The following is a 16,852-nucleotide window of genomic DNA, read 5'->3' as shown; positions in this document are numbered from 1 at the left end:
ACGAAGGGAGCCATCTTGGACCGCAGTGCTGAAGCCGTTCTGTCGGAGCCGTTGGATGCTACGGCCAACATCCCGCTCCGTGTTGCCGTGTACTCGCGCATCATGAACGCCATCAGGGCGGGGCACTTCCCCGTTTCCTCGCTATTGCCTTCGGAAACGGACCTGGGTTCGGCAATGAAGGTCAGCCGGACGGTGGTCCGTGAGGCGCTCATGCTCCTCGAGGAAGACGGCTATGTGCGGTCCCGCCGGGGCATTGGACGTTTTGTGGCCACGCGCCTGCCGCGGGTTGGCCTTGAACGGATCAGGCCCATGGAGGAGATTCTCGCTGAGGCCGGATCGGCTATCCGGGTCAGCCGTACGCAGCACGTATTGCACCCGTCGTCGTCGGTGTTTACCGCAGAGCCCCTCGGAATCCGCGAAGAGGAGCCCTCCTGGTTCTTCGAGAGCGTCCTCACCCGGGACGGCTCTCCTATCGCTTTGGTCCAAGAGCACGTCGCAAGCGAGGGGGGTCTCATTGATCGTGACCCTGAAGCGGCACGCGCCATTGTGGACGACGTCGGGCGCGAGGCCACGCTGCTGGCTAACTTGATCTCGGCTATTGGCCCGGCCTTTGGTCCCGGCGAGACCGACATCGCAGCAGGCACCCCGGGCGTCGCGCGCGGCGAGCTGCTTGAGCTGGATGCCCAGGACCCGGTGCTGATCCTGACCCAGACCGTGGAGCACTCCGGCCAGGTCGTCTACCTGGCCAAGACACTGGTCAACACCGGAGTGGTCCAGATCGGAATCATCCAGGGAACCTAACGGGGGGGCACCCAACTGACTCGCAGTAGATGTCGTTTTGAGGGCCTATAACGACACCTGCTGCTAGTCAGTTGGGGACTTGCGGGGCGAGGGTGGCCGTGGGGACTAGTTGGCTGGGCGGACGGCTCGTCCCGCGGCTGCGATTACCAGCTTCTCCGGGAGCAGCTTGACGGCCACCCGGGCAACAAAGGAGTTGAGCCGGCCATCCACGACGCTCGGCTTGTTCCCGCGGATCGCGGACATGGCGGTGTCCACCACCTGCTCCGGGGTCCGCAAGGATCCGGCGGCTGCTGCCTCGCCGGCGATGTCAAAGAAGGGCGTGTCCGTAGCCCCCGGGCAAACGGCAAGGACCTTCACGCCCGTTCCTTGAGTCTCCGCCCACAGCGCTTGGGTGAAGGAGAGCACAAACGCCTTCGTCGCGCCGTAGACGGCCATGTGGGGTATCGGCTGGAATGCGGCCGTACTCGCGATGTTGATGATGGCCCCCGAGCCGCGCTCAGCCATACCAGGCAAGTAGCGTGTGCTGGTACCGACCAAGGTGGAGCAGTTCAACTGGATCTGTTCGGCGTAGCGGTCGGCGTCCGCTTGGACGACTTGTCCGTGTGTTCCGAATCCCGCGTTGTTGACCAGGATGTCCACTGTGAGTCCCAGCGAATCGGTGGCGAGCTGGAGTTCCTTTGCGGAGTCCGGAAGGCTCAAGTCCATGGCAAGGACGGTCACTTCGGTGCCGTGCCCGCGGAGTTCAGCCGCAAGCGCGTCAAGTTTGTCCTGGCTGCGCGCAACCAGGATCAAGCGTGCGCCCTCAGCGGCAAGTCTGCGGGCGAAGACCGAACCAATGCCCGTAGAGGCTCCAGTGATGAGGGCTGTTTTGGCTGAAATGTTCATTTTCTTCTCCTACGTTCCGACTGTTAATAAACTGACTGTGCGGTTTGTTTTTTGCCCACGAGTCGAAGTCTCAGGCTCGTGGCCCGCTGCATTACTGGCTGGAAATGAACTGCTGCTCGAGGAATTGCAACAGCAGGTTCGCGCGTCTCTCGAAGGCATCGAGATCTTTGGGGTCAAGGGCATCGGTGACCGACTTCAACCCGTCGAATGCGGCCACGATAACCGTTGCCGCGTCGCCGGGATCGCCTGAAAACGCCAGGACGCCGCTTGCGCGGCCCCTTTGAAGGATGCCGGCCACGAGATCCACCCATGCGGCCAGGGGAGAGGCGCCACCGGGGTGCTCCTTCGTGGATGCCAGTTGATTCGCCAAATGCACCACGCCCCACGCGGAAGAGTCGCTCAGGACTGTTCTGACCATGAACTCCCCGAGGCTGCGCAACTCCTCCAGCGGGTTGTTCTTGCTCAGAATTTCTTCTTGCACGCGACGCAGCCAACGTGACTTTTGCTCGTCGACGACGGCCTGGGCCAACATTGCTTTCGAAGAGAAGTGGAAGTAGATGGCTCCCTTCGTGAGCCCGACTTCGCGGATGATGTCGTCCATCCGGGTCTGCTCGAACCCCTTGCGCGCAAAAACGTCCGCGGCAACTCGAAGGATCTCATTCCGTGTGGCCGCGCCCTTGGGCGTACTGCCTGTGTCGCCGAACTCCATATTGCCACGTTACAAACCGACCAGTAGGTATGTCAATCTGGGTAGTTCGCCGGCTTCGATCATCCGATGGGCACAGCGTGCCGATAGGATTTGGTCGTTTAATAAGGGGCGCAACAGTAGCGATCGCTGCTCTGGCAGATTTTGGGAGGAGTGGGGGGACCCAATGCGCGATGAAGCGCTCTTCGAGGCTTCCGTCAAGCGGGAGCTCGTTCATAAGCGCTCCGTTTCGGAAGTCTTCTTGACTGACTTTGTCCAAACAAGTTCAAGGCGGTTCATTGCGGGAGCGCAGTGGCCGCGATGGCACGTTTTTTATGGGTCGCCGGACGGTTCGCCTGACTCGGCGCTCATGGCTGAGACATTGAGGCAGGCGGTAATCTTCATGTCCCATTTGTGCGGAGTGCCCTTGACCCACAAGTTCCTCATGCCGTACATGAGCATCTCGGTAGAAGCCGCGCTCCTGGATCCCTTGGTACCTGCGCAAGTTGCGGTCGAACTTGACGTGAAGGATATGAAGCTCAGTGGAGGGCAGTTGTCCGCCCTGACTGTCACTGCTCGGTTCGTTGTTGACGGCACTCCCATCGGGGAAGGGGCCGCGGCGGCCCGCATCGTGAATCCTGCGACGTACCAGCGATTGCGCGGGGCGGTCCCCACTGTATTGCCGGCCGCTGGAGAAGACTTGCTGGCGTGTGCCGACGTCGGGCATGCCACCCAGCGGAACGTGATGCTCGGGCCAAGCTCGCGCCCCTTCGTCTGGCCGCTGCGGGTTGACCCAACCCACCCCATCTTCTTTGACCATCCGCTGGACCACGTCCCGGGAATGCTCTTGGTGGAGGCCGCAAGGCAGGCTGCGCGCGCAGCGTGTTCCCGGCCGGATGTCGATTTTGCCCTGTTTGAGGCGGAATTCATGAAGTTGGTTGAGTTCAGCTATCCCGTGGATGTTGTTGTGACTCGACTCGAATCACATGCCGCCCATGGTGTGATGAGAGTCCGGTTGTTGCACGAAGAAGAGACTCTGATGTCCTTGGTGGCTCAGGTCAAAACGCCGCATTGATTCAGGGCGTCCCTGGGCCTTGCGGGTGGCTGGGTATTAATGCCGGCATCATGAAACCCCACATGTCGTCAATCCTTTTGAGAACGTCGCGCCGTTCTGTCAGCACGTTGGAAACCATCTGGACGCCCGTGAAAGACGCAACCAAATACCGTGCGAAGTCTGCGGCCTCAACCTCGGGCCGCACGTCACCGTCCAATTGGGCTTGGCGCGTCAGCATCTCCATGGTGGTTACCCAGTCCTGGTAGGGACCTTTGACGTCTCCATTGAACGCCGAAGCTTCGAAGGTCAGCCGGATTCCGGCCCTGACGATTGGCTCATCGAGTAGCTGTTGGCCGAATGTCCGGCACATGGCGATCATGGTCTCCAGCGCGGGCAGTCCCGCGGCGGCGATCTTCTCCCCGGCGACACGCACGATGTTGTGCTGTTCGGCGATGACGGCAAGCGCCAGGTCTTCCTTCGACTTGAAATGGAAATAGAGCGCGCCTTTAGTGACCGAGGCGCGCTCAGTGACGTCGCTCAGGCTTGCATTCCCGTAACCGACCTCTTCAAAGATCGACGCTGCACCCTCGATGACTGCCGTTCGGGTGGCTTTGGCACGTTGTTGCATGATCCGCGTGGAGACCTCTCCGGTTTCTGCGTCCGGGATACTTGAGTACATGAAACTGACGGACCCGAAGATCGGTGGGGGACATGTCAACATGTGTTGACCATGTGCCCCGGGTACTGGTCCTCGGTTCGTCCGGTTTCATTGGAAGCCGGGTTGTAGCCTCACTCGCCGGATCCGGAGGGGCGCACGTTGTTGCACTCTCACGAAAACCGGTTGCAAGACTACGAAACAACAACGCTACCATTGCGACCGCTGACATTTCCGTCCCGGGGAGCCTGATTCCCTTCTTGGCCGGTACGGATGTGGTCATCCACGCAGCATCCTATGTGGGCGCCGAGCCTCGCCTTGCCCATGCGATCAACGAGGCCGGCACCGGTCACGTTGTTGAGCAGTGCCGGGAAGCCGGGGTAGCCCGGCTGATCTATGTCAGTACGTGCAGTGTTTACGGGAGCGGTCCCCACCGCGGCATTCTTGAATCCGAGGTGGGATATCACCCGGCCTCGGTTGCCAGCGCCACCCGTGCCGTTGCCGAACAGCTGGTTCTCGGCAACGGCGGCGAAGTTGTTCGCCCCAACCTCGTGTTCGGTGCGGGAGACCGCTGGTTTGTTCCGGGCCTGCTCAGGCTGATGAAGGTTGCTGGCGGGTGGCCGGGCGATGGTTCGGCGCTGCTTTCGATCATCGGCGTCGAGGCCCTTGGCAGGCTGCTTTCCGGGCTTGCGTTGGCACCCCGGCAACCCGGGCGCGCTTTCCATGCCGCATATCCGGAACCTGTTCCGGTGTCATCCCTCCTGGAGAGCGTTGCCCGGGTATTCGGTGTGGAGTGCCCCAAGTTCCTGGGAGATGACGAACAGGCAGGCCCGGCCTTGCGCGCGGCAGGATTCAGTAGCCATCAGGTTGACTTGGTGACGAAGGATCACTGGTATTCCTCCGGAGGCCTTTGGCGGATCTCCGGGCTCGAACCGGAAACGTTCAGCAGTGCCCTTGGTGAATTTTCTTCCGCCTACCACGTTTCCCGGGAGCCCAACCGGTCATAAACCGGTTGAACGGTTTGTTTAATGGGCGGCCAGTCTCTAGACTTCAGTCCAGCGGCTCGTTGTGTTTGCGGCAACTAGTTGAAGGGCAGTAATGGGGGGAGGTGCGGCCGAGCAATCGACCGCACCTCATCTGTCCTACCGCACATCCTCGGTCCGGGTGCCGACGGCGTTCGATTTCCTATCTCACATCCTTGTGGTTTAGTATTGACGAGTTGCTCCGGCGGGGATGGAAGTCCCGGTGAGCAAAGTTCGGGGCTGTGGCGCAGCTGGTAGCGCACCTGCATGGCATGCAGGGGGTCAGGGGTTCGAGTCCCCTCAGCTCCACCACAAGAAAAGGGAACCACCCAAGCGGGTGGTTCCCTTTTTCGTCTCTCCGTGGAAAGCCGTGGATGCCCCCGTGCTACTCGCGCTTGACTCCATATTCTGCCGCGCTGACAAACTCGATCGCCGAGTAGGTCTCGTCGCCTACCACCCAGGCGTTGTGTCCGGGCGGAATGGTGTACGAATCTCCTTTGGAGATGCTGATCTTCTTGCCGTCGCTGGTCTCGACTTCCAGTGCGCCGGCAATGCAGTAACCCACGTGGTTGAGCTGGCAGGAATCCGTTTGGACCACCGGTTTGATGCAGTCCGCCCAGCTCCAGCCCGGTTCGAAGCTGAGGCGGCCGATCGTGTAGTCACCAACAGTGACGTTTTCCACCACGGTTTTCTCCGGGCGGCGAACTTCATCGGGGGAATTGTGCGACTTTACTTCAAGCTGAGTGACGAGGTTGACAGTCATGGTCTGCTCACAAGGGGAGTGGGAGCCTGGTCTTCCAGGTCCGCAACGTGGCTCGCCCTTCGCAGCGGACCCTGATGTCCGGGCTGCTTGCGGCGCGTGCCGTGCCTTCAGCAGCGGTCAGACGGTCGATTACTTGCAATCTCTACCATCCTCCGCCACCCCCGTGTTGTCGAGGGTTCCTGAGGGGGATAGATTGGTGCACCGTGACCTTGACCGAGCTGGATGCACACCTTGAGACGCTCTTCGGCACCCTGCGCCGCTTTCCCGACGTCGAGGCGGAGAACCTGCAGGCGCATGACGCCACCGACCGGCTCCTCCTTGAGACCGCGGCGGGCTACCTCAGTAATCCGGAATCCCGCGTTGCGGTGATCGGCGACCGCTACGGAGCACTGACCCTCGGCGCCTTGGCGGCGCTCGGCGTCGGGCACGTCCGGGTGACCCAGGACCCCTACGCCGGCAGGCTCGCGCTGCAACGGAACGCCGAGGCGTCCGGGATGTCCGGCCGCATTGGTCAGTTCGAGCTGGGCGCCGGCCTGCTCGACGGCGCCGAACTGGTGATCATGCAGCTCCCCAAGGCCCTCGCGGAACTGGAAGAAATCGTCGACGCCGTTGCGCGCTTTGCGGCGCCGGGAGCTGTCCTGCTCGCTGGAGGACGCGTCAAGCACATGTCCCTGGGCATGAACGCCGTCCTTGAACGCCGCTTCGAATCGGTGCAGCCGCAGCTTGCGCAACGGAAGTCACGTGTCCTGCTTGCCGCCGGTCCCAAGCGGCCGGACACCCCGGAGCCCTTCCCGGTCTCGGAACAGAACACGGAGCTGGGGATGACGGTCTGCGCCCACGGGGGTGCGTTTTCGGGCACGAAGCTGGATATCGGCACGCGTTTCCTCTTGGGCTTCCTGGACAGGATCCCTGGAGCGCGGCACGCGGTAGACCTCGGCTGCGGTACCGGGATCCTCGCCACGATCTACTCCCGGAAGCATCCCGACGCCCGGGTTACGGCGACGGACCAATCGGCGGCAGCCGTCGCTTCCGCGAGGGCAACCGCGGCAGCCAACGGACTGGCAGATCGCATCACGGTAGTCCAGGACGACGCCATGTCCACTTTCGAACCGGGCAGCGCCGACCTCATCCTGCTGAACCCGCCGTTCCACCTCGGCGCAAGCGTCCATGCCGGGGCGGCCACGAAGATGTTCGATGCCGCGGCGAGGGTCCTGTCTTCCGGCGGCGAACTCTGGACTGTCTACAACAGCCATTTGCAGTACCGCGCGGCGCTCGAAAGGCTGATCGGTCCCACCACCGAAATCGGCCGCAACCCGAAATTCACCGTGACGCGCAGTATCAAACGTTAACCATCAGAGCGCTTCCGACAGCAACTGCTCCACCCCGAAGTGCCCGATTCCCGCCATCCGCGGATTGTCATCCGAGAAACTGACCATCGCCGTCGCAAGGACCACAGCCCAGCCGCGGGACCGGGCCCACGTAGCGGCGTCCACCGCGCCTCCGAAGGCCGCCATGAAACGGCGCCGCGCACCGCCGTCGAACATCAACCATGCCACGGCGAGGTCGACGGCGGGATCCCCGGCCCCGAGGTCGCCGAAGTCGACGACGGCGGCGAGGCGGCCGTCGGGCCGCAGGAGGACGTTGGCCGGGTGGAGATCTCCATGCAGCCACAGCCCGGGGCCGTCCCACGGCGGCGCCCCGCAGGCCTCGGAAAAGAGCGTCCGCAACCGTGCCGCCTGCGGATAGCGGCTGGAATCGTCGAGCCGCTCCATGACCACGCTGGACCTCGCTGCCAAAGGCACCCCCCGGAGGGGATTGACGGGCGCGCCCGGTGCGGCCGGAACATGGATGGCGACGAGGAACGCGGCAAGGTCCTCGGCTGCCGCATTCCGTAACTCCTGGGGCGCCCGCGCCGCGGAGAGTCCCTCCAACCAAGGAGTCACGCTCCACGGCCATGGATAATCCGCGGATGGCCGCCCCGAATGGATGGGGCTGGGGAGGGGCACTGGCGAACGCTTGGCATACCCGGGGAGATAGTGCTGCTCATGCAGTATCAGCTGCGCTGCCGCCTCCCGGCGGGGCAAGCGGACGGCCCACTCCTTGCCGAGCCGGTACATGACGTTGTCCCAGCCGTTGGCCACCAACTCCAAGGGAAGGTCGGCGAGCCCTGGCAGTTGATCTTCGAGCAAACTCCTCACCAACCCTGCGGTGATGTCCAGCTCGGCCTGCGGCATGAGTGCCATATTCCGGGGCCTCCGATCAGCAATATCCGGGTCCATTACGCCTGGGCAGCGTGTGGGCATACCGGGACAAGCACAGGTGCCGTACGATGCAAATGCAACAGCATTATTCGAATGATTTTAGGGGAATCCGTGACTGAGATCCGCCAGCCGACTCCGAGGCGCGGAACCAATCTGCCCCGCATGGGGGACTTCAACCTGACCGTCATTCTCGACGCAATCAGGCGTTCGTCCGGCGGACTGAGCCGGGTGGAACTCGCCCAGATTGTCGGCCTTTCACCGCAGACCATTTCGAACATCTCCCGGCGCCTCCTGGATCAACACCTCATTGTCGAAGCGGGCAAGGAAGGCAGCGGCCCGGGCAAGCCCCGCACCATCCTGCGCCTGAACCCTTCCGGAATGTACGCGCTTGGCGTCCATCTCGATCCTGCGGTCATCACCACCGTGGTCCTGGACCTGGTCGGAGACGTTGTGAAGCACTCCAGGATTCCCACGCCGGCCGGAAGCAATCCGCAGCGCGTCATCGCCGCCATAGCGGAGGAAATCAAGGCGCTGATCGAAGATTCCGGTGTTGATACGGGAAAGATCGCGGGACTTGGCGTCGCGGCGCCGGGCCCCATAGACCTTGACGAGGGTACGGTCGTGGATCCGCCCCTCATGACGGGTTGGGACCGGGTGCACTTGAGGGACGCCCTTGCCGAAGCCACCGGGCTCGAGACCCTTGTGGACAAGGACGTTACCAGTGCGGCCGTCGCCGAAACCTGGGCGGGCGGGGCCAGCGGCACCGGAAGTTTCATCTTCATGTATATGGGTACCGGTATTGGTTGCGGCATCGTCTTGAATGACGAAGTTGTCCGTGGAACGTCCGGCAACGCCGGTGAGATCGGACACATCATTGTCGATCCGGACGGGCCAGCATGCGATTGCGGCCTGCGCGGTTGCGTCAAGTCCTCCTGCATCCCGCAGGTGCTCGTGGCCGAAGCCGAAGAGCAAGGTGTCCTGAACGGTGGCCGCAAAGGCACCGAAGGCCCGGAGGTCCAGGAAGGCTTTGCCCGGCTTTGCGATGCCGCGGATGCAGGTGACGAACGGGCCATCGCGATCATAGACAAGTCGGCGGTGCTGGTTGCCCGGGCGGTCGCGGTGGTGACCAACACCCTTGACGTCGAACGCGTCGTGTTTGGCGGCCCGTTCTGGGGCCGGATGTCTGAACGTTACCTGGATCGCATTCCGCCCTTGCTCGCGGCCAACAGCGCCGCCAACAGCATCCACGGCATCGAGGTTGTCGGGACCGGAGTGGGCGAAGATGTCGGCGCCATCGGCGCGGCCTGCCTGGTGCTGGAACATACGCTTGCGCCGCGCGCCCAGCGGCTCCTTTTGGAAGGCTGAGGCCTTCACCACGTCCTGCGTCGCAGGGCCGCATTTATCAATATCGGTAACAGGCTGGGCCAGCTGAAGTGTGGGGGCTGCAGCCGTTTGAAGATCGGAGCGTCATGCGTCGCCCAGTCCGGATCGGAGCAGCACTGCTCGGCGTCGTAGGCCTTTTGGCCTCGGCCGCCTGCTCTGCCCAACCGCAAGCTGTTAACAAACAAACCATCAAGATCGTCTATCAAAAGACGGACTCCTTCACCGCCCTGGACAAAGTCTTCCAGGACGCCAAACAGGAATTCGAGGCGGCAAACGCCGGCGTCACCGTGGACTTGGAGCCCATCCAAGCCAACGACGACGATTACGGCACCAAGCTCGCGCTGGCCCAGCGTTCCCCGGACACGGCTCCGGACGTCTTCTACGAGGACACCTTCAAGGTCCGCTCGGACGTCGACGCCGGATACTTGCTGAAACTCGACTCGCAGCTGGCCGCGTGGGACGAGTGGTCCAAGTTCAACGAGGGTGCCAAGGCCGCGGGACGCGGTGACGACGGCAGCATCTACGCCGTCCCGCTCGGCACTGACACGAGGGCCATCTGGTATAACAAGACAGTCCTCCAGAAGGCCGGCATCTCGGTGCCCTGGCAGCCGAAGACCTGGGAAGACATCCTGGTTGCGGCCCGCAAGATGAAGGCCGCGGATCCGGGCGTGATTCCCTTCAGCATGTACGCCGGAAAAGGCACCGGTGAGGGAACCGTCATGCAGAGCTTCTACGAATTGCTCTATGGAACGGGAAGCTCCCTGTATTCGGAAAGCGACAAAAAGTGGGTTGTGGGTTCCAAGGGGTTCACCGACTCGCTCCAGTTCCTGAAGACCCTCTACGACGAGAAGCTTTCCGTGACCCCTGCGGATGCCCTCGATTCGAACGTCTGGAAGAAAGTCTTTGGACAGTGGCTGCCGCAAGGCAAAATGGGTGCCACCGTGGAAGGCTCCTACGCGCCGTCTTTCTGGCAGAAGGGCGGCTCCTACGAATGGGCCGGCTATGCGCAGGACATGGGAGTGGCCATGTTCCCGACACAGCGTGGACAGGATCCCGGTGGCGTGAGCATGTCCGGTGGATGGACGCTCGCCGTCGGTGCGAAGACCAAGACCCCGGACCTGGCCTTCAAGTTCCTGACGACTGCCGTGAACAAGAAGAATGCCTTGGCGTTTGACGTGAACAACTCGCAGATCGCCGTCCGCACCGATGTCGCTTCCGATCCCGGATACCAAGCGGCCAACCCGTTCGTGAAGGATGTTTCCGATTTGGTGGGCGTCACCCACTATCGCCCGGCAACCGCCGACTATCCGAAGATCTCCCTCGCGGTCCAACAAGCCACCGAGGCTGTCATCACCGGCAAACAAAACCCCGCGGAAGCCGCAGCCGAATACGACGCTTCGGTCAAGAAACTCGTCGGCGACGCCAAGGTCATGCAGAAATGACGCATGGCAGTCCCTGATTCCCTCAACCGCGGTTCCCTGCGACGCAGATCGCCCGTCCGAAAGGCTCTGCGTCGCAGGCTCCGCTTGTTGCCGGTTTTGCCGTCAATCCTGCTGTTGGCCCTCTTCATGGTGGCACCCGTGGCGTGGTCCTTCTACGCCTCCTTCACCAACGCCGCATTGTCCGGCAAGGCGGCCTTGAACCCCCAATGGGTCGGCCTGGACAACTACGCGCGGATGCTGACGGATTCGGTCTTTCCGCTCTCGGCATGGCTGACGGTAATTTTCGTGGCCGTTTCCGCGATCCTCGGACAGAACGCCCTGGGCCTGGTCATCGCCCTGTTGATGACTAGATCCGGGGGAGCGACGGCGTCGCTAGTGGGCACGGTGGTGGTCGCGGCGTGGATCCTGCCGGAGATCGTGGCGGCCTTCGCGGCCTACGCGTACTTCAGCCAAGACGGCACACTCAACCAGCTCTTGGCAATGTTCGGTGTCCAAGGCACCAACTGGCTCTACGCTTTTCCGATGGCCGCCATCATCCTGGCCAATGTGTGGCGCGGCACCGCGTTCTCGATGCTGGTCTACAGGGCCGCGCTTTCCCAGGTCCCGCGCGACATTTCCGAAGCCGCCCTCATGGACGGCGCCAGAGGTTGGCAACGCCTGGCCTTCATCACCCTGCCGATCATCCGGGGAAGCATCGCCACGAACCTCATGCTGATCACCCTCCAGACTCTCGCGGTATTCACCCTCATCTGGGTGATGACGGCCGGTGGTCCCTCCAACGCGAGCACCACCTTGCCCGTGCTGGCGTACCAGGAAGCCTTCAAGCTCGGAGACATCGGCTACGGCACCGCGATCGCTTCGGTATTGATCCTCATCGGCATGGTCTTCGGGGCTGTGTACGTCAGGCTGATCCGCGGGGCGAAGCCGTGACCTCCCTGCGGCGTGCGCCCCTGCTCGCCGGGAGGCGCCCGACGGCGGTACCAGGGCGGCGGCTCCGCGTGCGCTTCGCTGCCAATGCGGCTTTGGCCGTGATTGGGCTGTGCTTTGTGCTGCCCCTTGCGTGGTTGCTCCTCGCCTCCGTTGATCCGCGCGCCGGATACGAGACGCGGTGGCCGCAATCGGCGTCGCCCGCCAATTTTGCCGCCGTGATGACGCCCGGGCTGCTCTTCCAGCCGCTCGTGAACAGCTTCCTGCTCTCTGCCGGAACCGCCGTCGTGAACCTCGCGGTTGCCGTGCTCGCGGCCTATCCGCTGTCCCGCTACCAATCGCGCTTCAACAAGCCGTTCCTCTACGCGATCCTGTTTGGCACTTCGCTCCCGGTCACGGCGATCATGGTGCCGGTCTACGGCCTGTTCGTACAGTTGCAATTGCTGGACTCGATGCCGGCAACCATTTTCTTCATGGCAACCACCACCTTGCCGATGGCCATTTGGATGACCAAGAACTTCATGGACTCCGTGCCGTTGGAGCTGGAGGAAGCCGCCTGGATGGACGGCGCCTCGGGACTGGCCACGCTGCGGAGAATCGTGGTGCCCCTGATGAGGCAGGGGCTGGGAGTGGTGTTCATCTTCGTCTTCATCCAGGCCTGGGGGAACTTCTTTGTCCCGTTCATCCTGTTGTTGTCTACCTCAAAGCAGCCGGCCGCGGTGTCTGTCTTCAGCTTCTTTGGCCAGCACGGAGCCATTGCCTACGGGGAACTTGCCGCGTTCTCCATCTTGTATTCGGTCCCGGTGCTTATCCTCTACACGGTGGTCGCCAAGGGTTCGGGAAGCGCGTTTGCGCTGTCCGGCGCGATGAAGGGGTGAGCGGCCGACAGCCAGGACTCAGTCGATGTCCTCCACGATGGTGCCGTAGGGGATGGAATCATCCAGGTGTGCTTGGTGGCCGGTGAGGCCGCGGTTGTAAAGCACCCGCACCCCGTGAAGCTTGTCCGCGGCCGATTGCATCAAGATGGGGCGGACGGTTTGGATGAACCGCTCGTCCTTGCCGTCGAGGTATTCCTGATAACTGGCTGGAAGCTGGATCATGGCAAAAGAATAGTCCTGCAGGACCGTCATGGGGAGGGCTCGCAACGGGCTTCTCTGTGGCGTACTGTTTTCGGCTTTAAACCCTGCCAGTAGCCAAAGCGAACAATCTTCAGAAATCAGGCGAAACCTAGCGTAAAAATGCGTCTTAATTCGGCGGGGGATTTGTGGCGCCCGGAACCCCGATCTAGAGTCGTATTCAAGTTACCGCGGTAACGTGTCAGCGATCCTCCGCCGGATCTGCCTCTTGAAGGCAGGCAGGAGGGTGTGGGTGCCCCCATGTGGGCCTGACATTTGCACACGGACAACTTCATTCCAGGCGTAACAGTCGCGGCTGCGCCCTGCTGGAGTTCGTTGCGTGTATCCCCAAACTCAATTCACCGATTCTGCAGTCCATGGACCTGGCTTTCAAGTCCGTGAACGCAGGCCCGCTGACACACAGCCAAGGACGCAAATGTCACCACCAAGCCTCATCGACACCCATCCAAACTTGACCGGCGCGGCGCCCGTTGCCCTGTCCTACGAACTTTTCCCTCCCCGCTCTCCCGCCGCCGCGGCGTCCCTCTGGACGACCATCGGGGAGCTCGAGGCCACTGACCCCGACTTTGTCTCGGTCACCTACGGCGCCAGCGGCTCCAACCGGGACACCGCCGTCGAGCTCATCAACCGGCTGCTGCTCGAAACGACCCTGCGGCCATTGGCCCACCTGACCTGCGTTGGAAACACCCCGGAGGAATTGGCCGAGATCATCGGCGAGCTCCTGGACAACGGCGTGCGCGGCATCCTTGCGCTGCGTGGCGACCTCCCCAAGGACAGCGGCCAACCAGTCAACGGTTCGCTGCGCTACGCCCAGGACCTGATCGAACTGATCCGGCGCGTGGAACAGCGACGTTCGGCCCTCCTGTGCGCGGGCAAGATCGCCGTTGGCGTGGCCGCCTATCCCACCCGCCACCCTGAGTCGCCGAGCGTGGAGCACGACGTCGAGGTGCTGCTTGCGAAGCAGCGTTCGGGCGCAGACTTCGCCATCACGCAGGTCTTCTTCCACACCGAACAATATGCGGACCTGATCTCCCGGGCCCGGCGTGCGGGCGTCACGATCCCGATCATCCCGGGTGTCATGCCGCTGACCAGCCTTCGCCGGCTCAAGCGCCTCGGCGAGCTCACCGGCGTCGAGCCGGCACCGGAGCTCATCGAGCGCCTTGCCGCGGCGGACAGCGACGCCGAACGGCGCAGGATCGGAGTCCGTGCCACCGTGGACCTGGCCAACGCCGCCCTCCAGGCCGGTGCTCCGGGCATCCACCTGTACACCTTCAACGAGCACGCCTGCGCCCTGGACGTGCTGGACAAGCTTGCCTTGCCCCGGCCGGCGAGGCCCGCCAGCAGGCTCAGTGCCATCGCCCGCCGCCAAGAACTCGTCAGCTGATCAGCCAACGCTGCTCCGCGCACCCCTAGACACATCGATTTGCACCTACTGCCCCAAGGAAATCCCATGACTGAACAGAACATCACCCAGTTCCCCGCCGCATCCCTGCTCGGCTACCCGCGCATCGGCCGCCGTCGTGAACTCAAGAAGGCTGTTGAAGCCTACTGGGCCGGCAAGATCGACGCCGCTGCCCTTGACGCCGCTGCCAAGGACATCCAGCTGACCACGGCGAAGCGACTCCAGGAACTGGGCCTCAACGAAGCCGCAGCCGTTCCGGGCACCTTCTCCTTCTACGACCAGGTGCTCGACGCGACGGCTCACTTGGGTGCCGTCCCGGCCCGTTTCGGCCAGTTGCTCAACGCCGAAGGCCAGCTCGACATCGATGGCTACTTCACCTTGGCCCGCGGCAACAAGGAACAGCAGCCGCTGGAAATGACCAAGTGGTTCGACACCAACTACCACTACCTCGTGCCGGAAATCGGCCCGGAGACCGACTTCAAGCTCGCCTCCAACCGCATCGTGGAGGAATTCGAGTTCGCCCTGGCCAACGGCATCGAGACCCGCCCGTACATCGTGGGCCCGGTGACCTACCTGCTGCTTTCCAAGGCTTCGGACGACGCTCCTGCGGGCTTCGCCCCGCTGTCCCGACTCGAGGACATCCTCCCGGTCTACGTTGAGCTGCTCGGCAAGCTTGCCGCCGCCGGCGCCAGCTGGATCCAGTTGGACGAGCCCGCCCTCGTCGTCGACCAGGACACCCCGGCCGAAGAAATCCAGGCTGCCGTTGCCCGTGCCTACGAAGTTCTCTCCGGTGCCGCAGCGCGCCCCCAGCTCTTCGTGTCCACCCCGTACGGCTCCCTCGACGGCCAGCTCGGTACCCTTGCCGCCACCAACATCGACGCCCTGCACATCGACGTCTTCAAGGGCGCGGTACCGTCCGCGGCAGCCCTGGCGGGCCTCGGCAACAAGACCCTGGTTGCCGGCGTCGTCGACGGCCACAACATCTGGCGCAACGACCTCGCGGTCTCGGCCGCAAAGCTCGACGAATTGAAGGCCGCGGCCGGCAAGCTCGCCGTCAGCACCTCCACCTCCACCCAGCACGTTCCGCACGATACTGCCGAGGAAACCCAGCTCTCCGCGCAGCTCCGCAGCTGGCTCGCCTTCGCTGACCAGAAGGCCGTCGAGGTCAAGACCCTCGCCGACTACCTGGCCAACCCGGCTTCCGCGAAGGCCGCCATCGACGAAGCGTCCGCAGTGATCGCCTCCCGCGCCACCGCCGAAGGCGTCCAGCGCGCCGACGTCCGTGCCCGCACCGCTGCCCTCACCGAGGCCGACTTCAACCGCTCCGAGTACTCGGTCCGCGAAGCCGCACAGGAAGCAGCGCTTCACCTGCCGCCGCTGCCCACCACCACCATCGGTTCCTTCCCCCAGACCTCGGAAATCCGCTCCGCCCGTGCCCGCAACAACAAGGGCGACCTCACCAACGAGCAGTACGAACAGCTCATGAAGGATGAGATCAAGCGCGTTGTCGAGCTGCAGGAAGAGCTCGGCTACGACGTCCTGGTGCACGGCGAGCCCGAGCGCAACGACATGGTCCAGTACTTCGCCGAGAACCTCGAAGGCTTCGACGTCACGGTCCACGGCTGGGTCCAGTCCTACGGCTCGCGTTGCACCCGTCCGTCCATACTTTGGGGCGATGTCACCCGTTCGGCTCCCATCACGGTTGCTTGGGCCGAATACGCGCAGTCCCTCACCAACAAGCCGATGAAGGGCATGCTCACCGGTCCGGTCACCATCCTGGCCTGGTCCTTCGTCCGCGACGACCAGCCGCTGGGCGAGACCGCCAACCAGGTGGGCCTGGCGCTGCGCGACGAAATCGCCGATCTCGAAGCTGCCGGCATCAAGGTCATCCAGGTGGACGAGCCCGCCCTGCGCGAACTCCTGCCGCTGCGCAAGGCCGACCACGCGGCCTACCTGAAGTGGTCGGTTGACTCCTTCCGCCTGGCCACCGCCGGTGCCGCCGACGCCACCCAGATCCACACCCACCTCTGCTACTCGGAGTTCGGCGTGATCATTGACGCGATCGACGGCCTCGACGCCGACGTCACGTCCATCGAAGCAGCACGTTCACGCATGGAGGTTGTCCACGACCTCGAGGCGCATCACTTCGGCCGCGGCGTTGGTCCGGGCGTCTACGACATCCACTCGCCGCGTGTTCCGGGCGAGGCCGAAGTCACCGAGCTGCTGTCCACCGCCGTCAAGCACGTTCCGTCCCGCCAGCTCTGGGTCAACCCGGACTGCGGCCTGAAGACCCGTGGCTACGCCGAGACCGAAGAGTCCCTGCGCAACCTGGTCAAGGCCACCAAGACGGTCCGCGCCAGCCTGCTCGAAGCAGCCAAGTAGACATCACGTAGTACGAACGGCGGGGGGGGGGGGGGGGGGGGGGGGGGGGGGGGG

Annotated in this window: 16 protein-coding genes and 1 tRNA gene; 11 read left to right on the top strand and 6 right to left on the bottom strand. The window is 63.3% G+C overall.

Annotation, left to right across the window (positions count from 1 at the left end; all coding sequences use genetic code 11):
• The first annotated feature begins 15 nt into the window (after positions 1-15).
• Complete coding sequence (locus AC3WJU_RS15685; RefSeq protein WP_492260309.1) at positions 16-801, top strand: GntR family transcriptional regulator; 786 nt, start codon at positions 16-18, stop codon at positions 799-801.
• A 105-nt stretch (positions 802-906) separates the two neighbouring features.
• Here the strand turns inward: AC3WJU_RS15685 and AC3WJU_RS15680 are convergent, their stop codons facing one another.
• Positions 907-1,686 carry an SDR family NAD(P)-dependent oxidoreductase gene (locus tag AC3WJU_RS15680; protein WP_284988292.1) on the bottom strand — a complete coding sequence of 260 codons (780 nt, stop codon included), beginning with the start codon at positions 1,684-1,686 and terminating at the stop codon, positions 907-909.
• A gap of 91 nt (positions 1,687-1,777) precedes the next feature.
• Positions 1,778-2,395, bottom strand: coding sequence for a TetR family transcriptional regulator (locus AC3WJU_RS15675; RefSeq protein WP_059389342.1), 618 nt, complete (start codon positions 2,393-2,395; stop codon positions 1,778-1,780).
• On the opposite strand from AC3WJU_RS15675, the gene AC3WJU_RS15670 reads away from it, so the two are divergent.
• Positions 2,277-3,446 carry a ScbA/BarX family gamma-butyrolactone biosynthesis protein gene (locus AC3WJU_RS15670; RefSeq protein ID WP_350224956.1) on the top strand — a complete coding sequence of 390 codons (1,170 nt, stop codon included), beginning with the start codon at positions 2,277-2,279 and terminating at the stop codon, positions 3,444-3,446. The two genes, AC3WJU_RS15675 and AC3WJU_RS15670, sit on opposite strands and share 119 nt — an antisense overlap.
• A gap of 1 nt (position 3,447) precedes the next feature.
• Here AC3WJU_RS15670 and AC3WJU_RS15665 read toward each other — a convergent pair whose 3' ends face one another.
• Positions 3,448-4,146, bottom strand: coding sequence for a ScbR family autoregulator-binding transcription factor (locus tag AC3WJU_RS15665; RefSeq protein ID WP_284988290.1), 699 nt, complete (start codon positions 4,144-4,146; stop codon positions 3,448-3,450).
• Here AC3WJU_RS15665 and AC3WJU_RS15660 point away from each other — a divergent pair.
• Together AC3WJU_RS15660 and AC3WJU_RS15655 are read left to right on the top strand one after the other, a co-directional pair.
• Positions 4,137-5,087: an NAD-dependent epimerase/dehydratase family protein gene (locus AC3WJU_RS15660; protein ID WP_284988289.1), complete on the top strand. Its 951-nt coding sequence runs from the start codon at positions 4,137-4,139 to the stop codon at positions 5,085-5,087. The two genes, AC3WJU_RS15665 and AC3WJU_RS15660, sit on opposite strands and share 10 nt — an antisense overlap.
• Before the next feature lie 251 nt (positions 5,088-5,338).
• Positions 5,339-5,414 (top strand) — tRNA-Ala (locus tag AC3WJU_RS15655).
• A 73-nt stretch (positions 5,415-5,487) separates the two neighbouring features.
• On the opposite strand, the gene AC3WJU_RS15650 is transcribed toward AC3WJU_RS15655, so the two are convergent.
• Positions 5,488-5,865 carry a cupin domain-containing protein gene (locus AC3WJU_RS15650; protein ID WP_059389338.1) on the bottom strand — a complete coding sequence of 126 codons (378 nt, stop codon included), beginning with the start codon at positions 5,863-5,865 and terminating at the stop codon, positions 5,488-5,490.
• Between the two features lie 209 nt (positions 5,866-6,074).
• On the opposite strand from AC3WJU_RS15650, the gene AC3WJU_RS15645 reads away from it, so the two are divergent.
• A complete protein-coding gene (locus AC3WJU_RS15645; protein WP_492260326.1) occupies positions 6,075-7,214 on the top strand; it encodes a class I SAM-dependent methyltransferase in 1,140 nt (379 codons plus the stop codon).
• A gap of 3 nt (positions 7,215-7,217) precedes the next feature.
• Here AC3WJU_RS15645 and AC3WJU_RS15640 read toward each other — a convergent pair whose 3' ends face one another.
• On the bottom strand, positions 7,218-8,099 hold the full coding sequence (locus tag AC3WJU_RS15640; protein ID WP_492260308.1) for an aminoglycoside phosphotransferase family protein: 882 nt from the start codon (positions 8,097-8,099) through the stop codon (positions 7,218-7,220).
• Positions 8,100-8,237: 138 nt separating this feature from the next.
• Here AC3WJU_RS15640 and AC3WJU_RS15635 point away from each other — a divergent pair, with 138 nt between their 5' ends.
• The 4 genes from AC3WJU_RS15635 (at position 8,238) to AC3WJU_RS15620 (ending at position 12,756) form a co-directional block, all read left to right on the top strand.
• Positions 8,238-9,491 (top strand): ROK family transcriptional regulator, encoded by a 1,254-nt coding sequence (locus AC3WJU_RS15635; protein ID WP_284988286.1) that lies wholly within the window; start codon positions 8,238-8,240, stop codon positions 9,489-9,491.
• Between the two features lie 104 nt (positions 9,492-9,595).
• Complete coding sequence (locus AC3WJU_RS15630) at positions 9,596-10,951, top strand: extracellular solute-binding protein (RefSeq protein WP_492260307.1); 1,356 nt, start codon at positions 9,596-9,598, stop codon at positions 10,949-10,951.
• A gap of 126 nt (positions 10,952-11,077) precedes the next feature.
• Positions 11,078-11,881, top strand: coding sequence for a carbohydrate ABC transporter permease (locus AC3WJU_RS15625; RefSeq protein ID WP_253257420.1), 804 nt, complete (start codon positions 11,078-11,080; stop codon positions 11,879-11,881).
• A 20-nt stretch (positions 11,882-11,901) separates the two neighbouring features.
• Entirely contained in the window at positions 11,902-12,756 is an 855-nt protein-coding gene (locus AC3WJU_RS15620; RefSeq protein WP_492260325.1) for a carbohydrate ABC transporter permease, read from the top strand.
• A gap of 18 nt (positions 12,757-12,774) precedes the next feature.
• On the opposite strand, the gene AC3WJU_RS15615 is transcribed toward AC3WJU_RS15620, so the two are convergent.
• A complete protein-coding gene (locus AC3WJU_RS15615; RefSeq protein WP_113990700.1) occupies positions 12,775-12,978 on the bottom strand; it encodes a hypothetical protein in 204 nt (67 codons plus the stop codon).
• A 451-nt stretch (positions 12,979-13,429) separates the two neighbouring features.
• Here AC3WJU_RS15615 and AC3WJU_RS15610 point away from each other — a divergent pair, with 451 nt between their 5' ends.
• Positions 13,430-14,398: a methylenetetrahydrofolate reductase gene (locus AC3WJU_RS15610; protein ID WP_332602084.1), complete on the top strand. Its 969-nt coding sequence runs from the start codon at positions 13,430-13,432 to the stop codon at positions 14,396-14,398.
• 66 nt (positions 14,399-14,464) lie between these two features.
• The gene (gene metE, locus AC3WJU_RS15605; protein WP_441438087.1) at positions 14,465-16,798 is read left to right on the top strand and encodes a 5-methyltetrahydropteroyltriglutamate--homocysteine S-methyltransferase; all 2,334 of its coding nucleotides are present in this window, start codon (positions 14,465-14,467) and stop codon (positions 16,796-16,798) included.
• Positions 16,799-16,852 lie beyond the last annotated feature (54 nt).

The sequence above is a fragment of the Arthrobacter sp. FW306-1B-F12A genome, assembly GCF_058781865.1.
The sequence above is the reverse complement of the archived record's forward strand: the minus strand, read 5'-3'. Positions and strand labels throughout refer to the sequence as shown.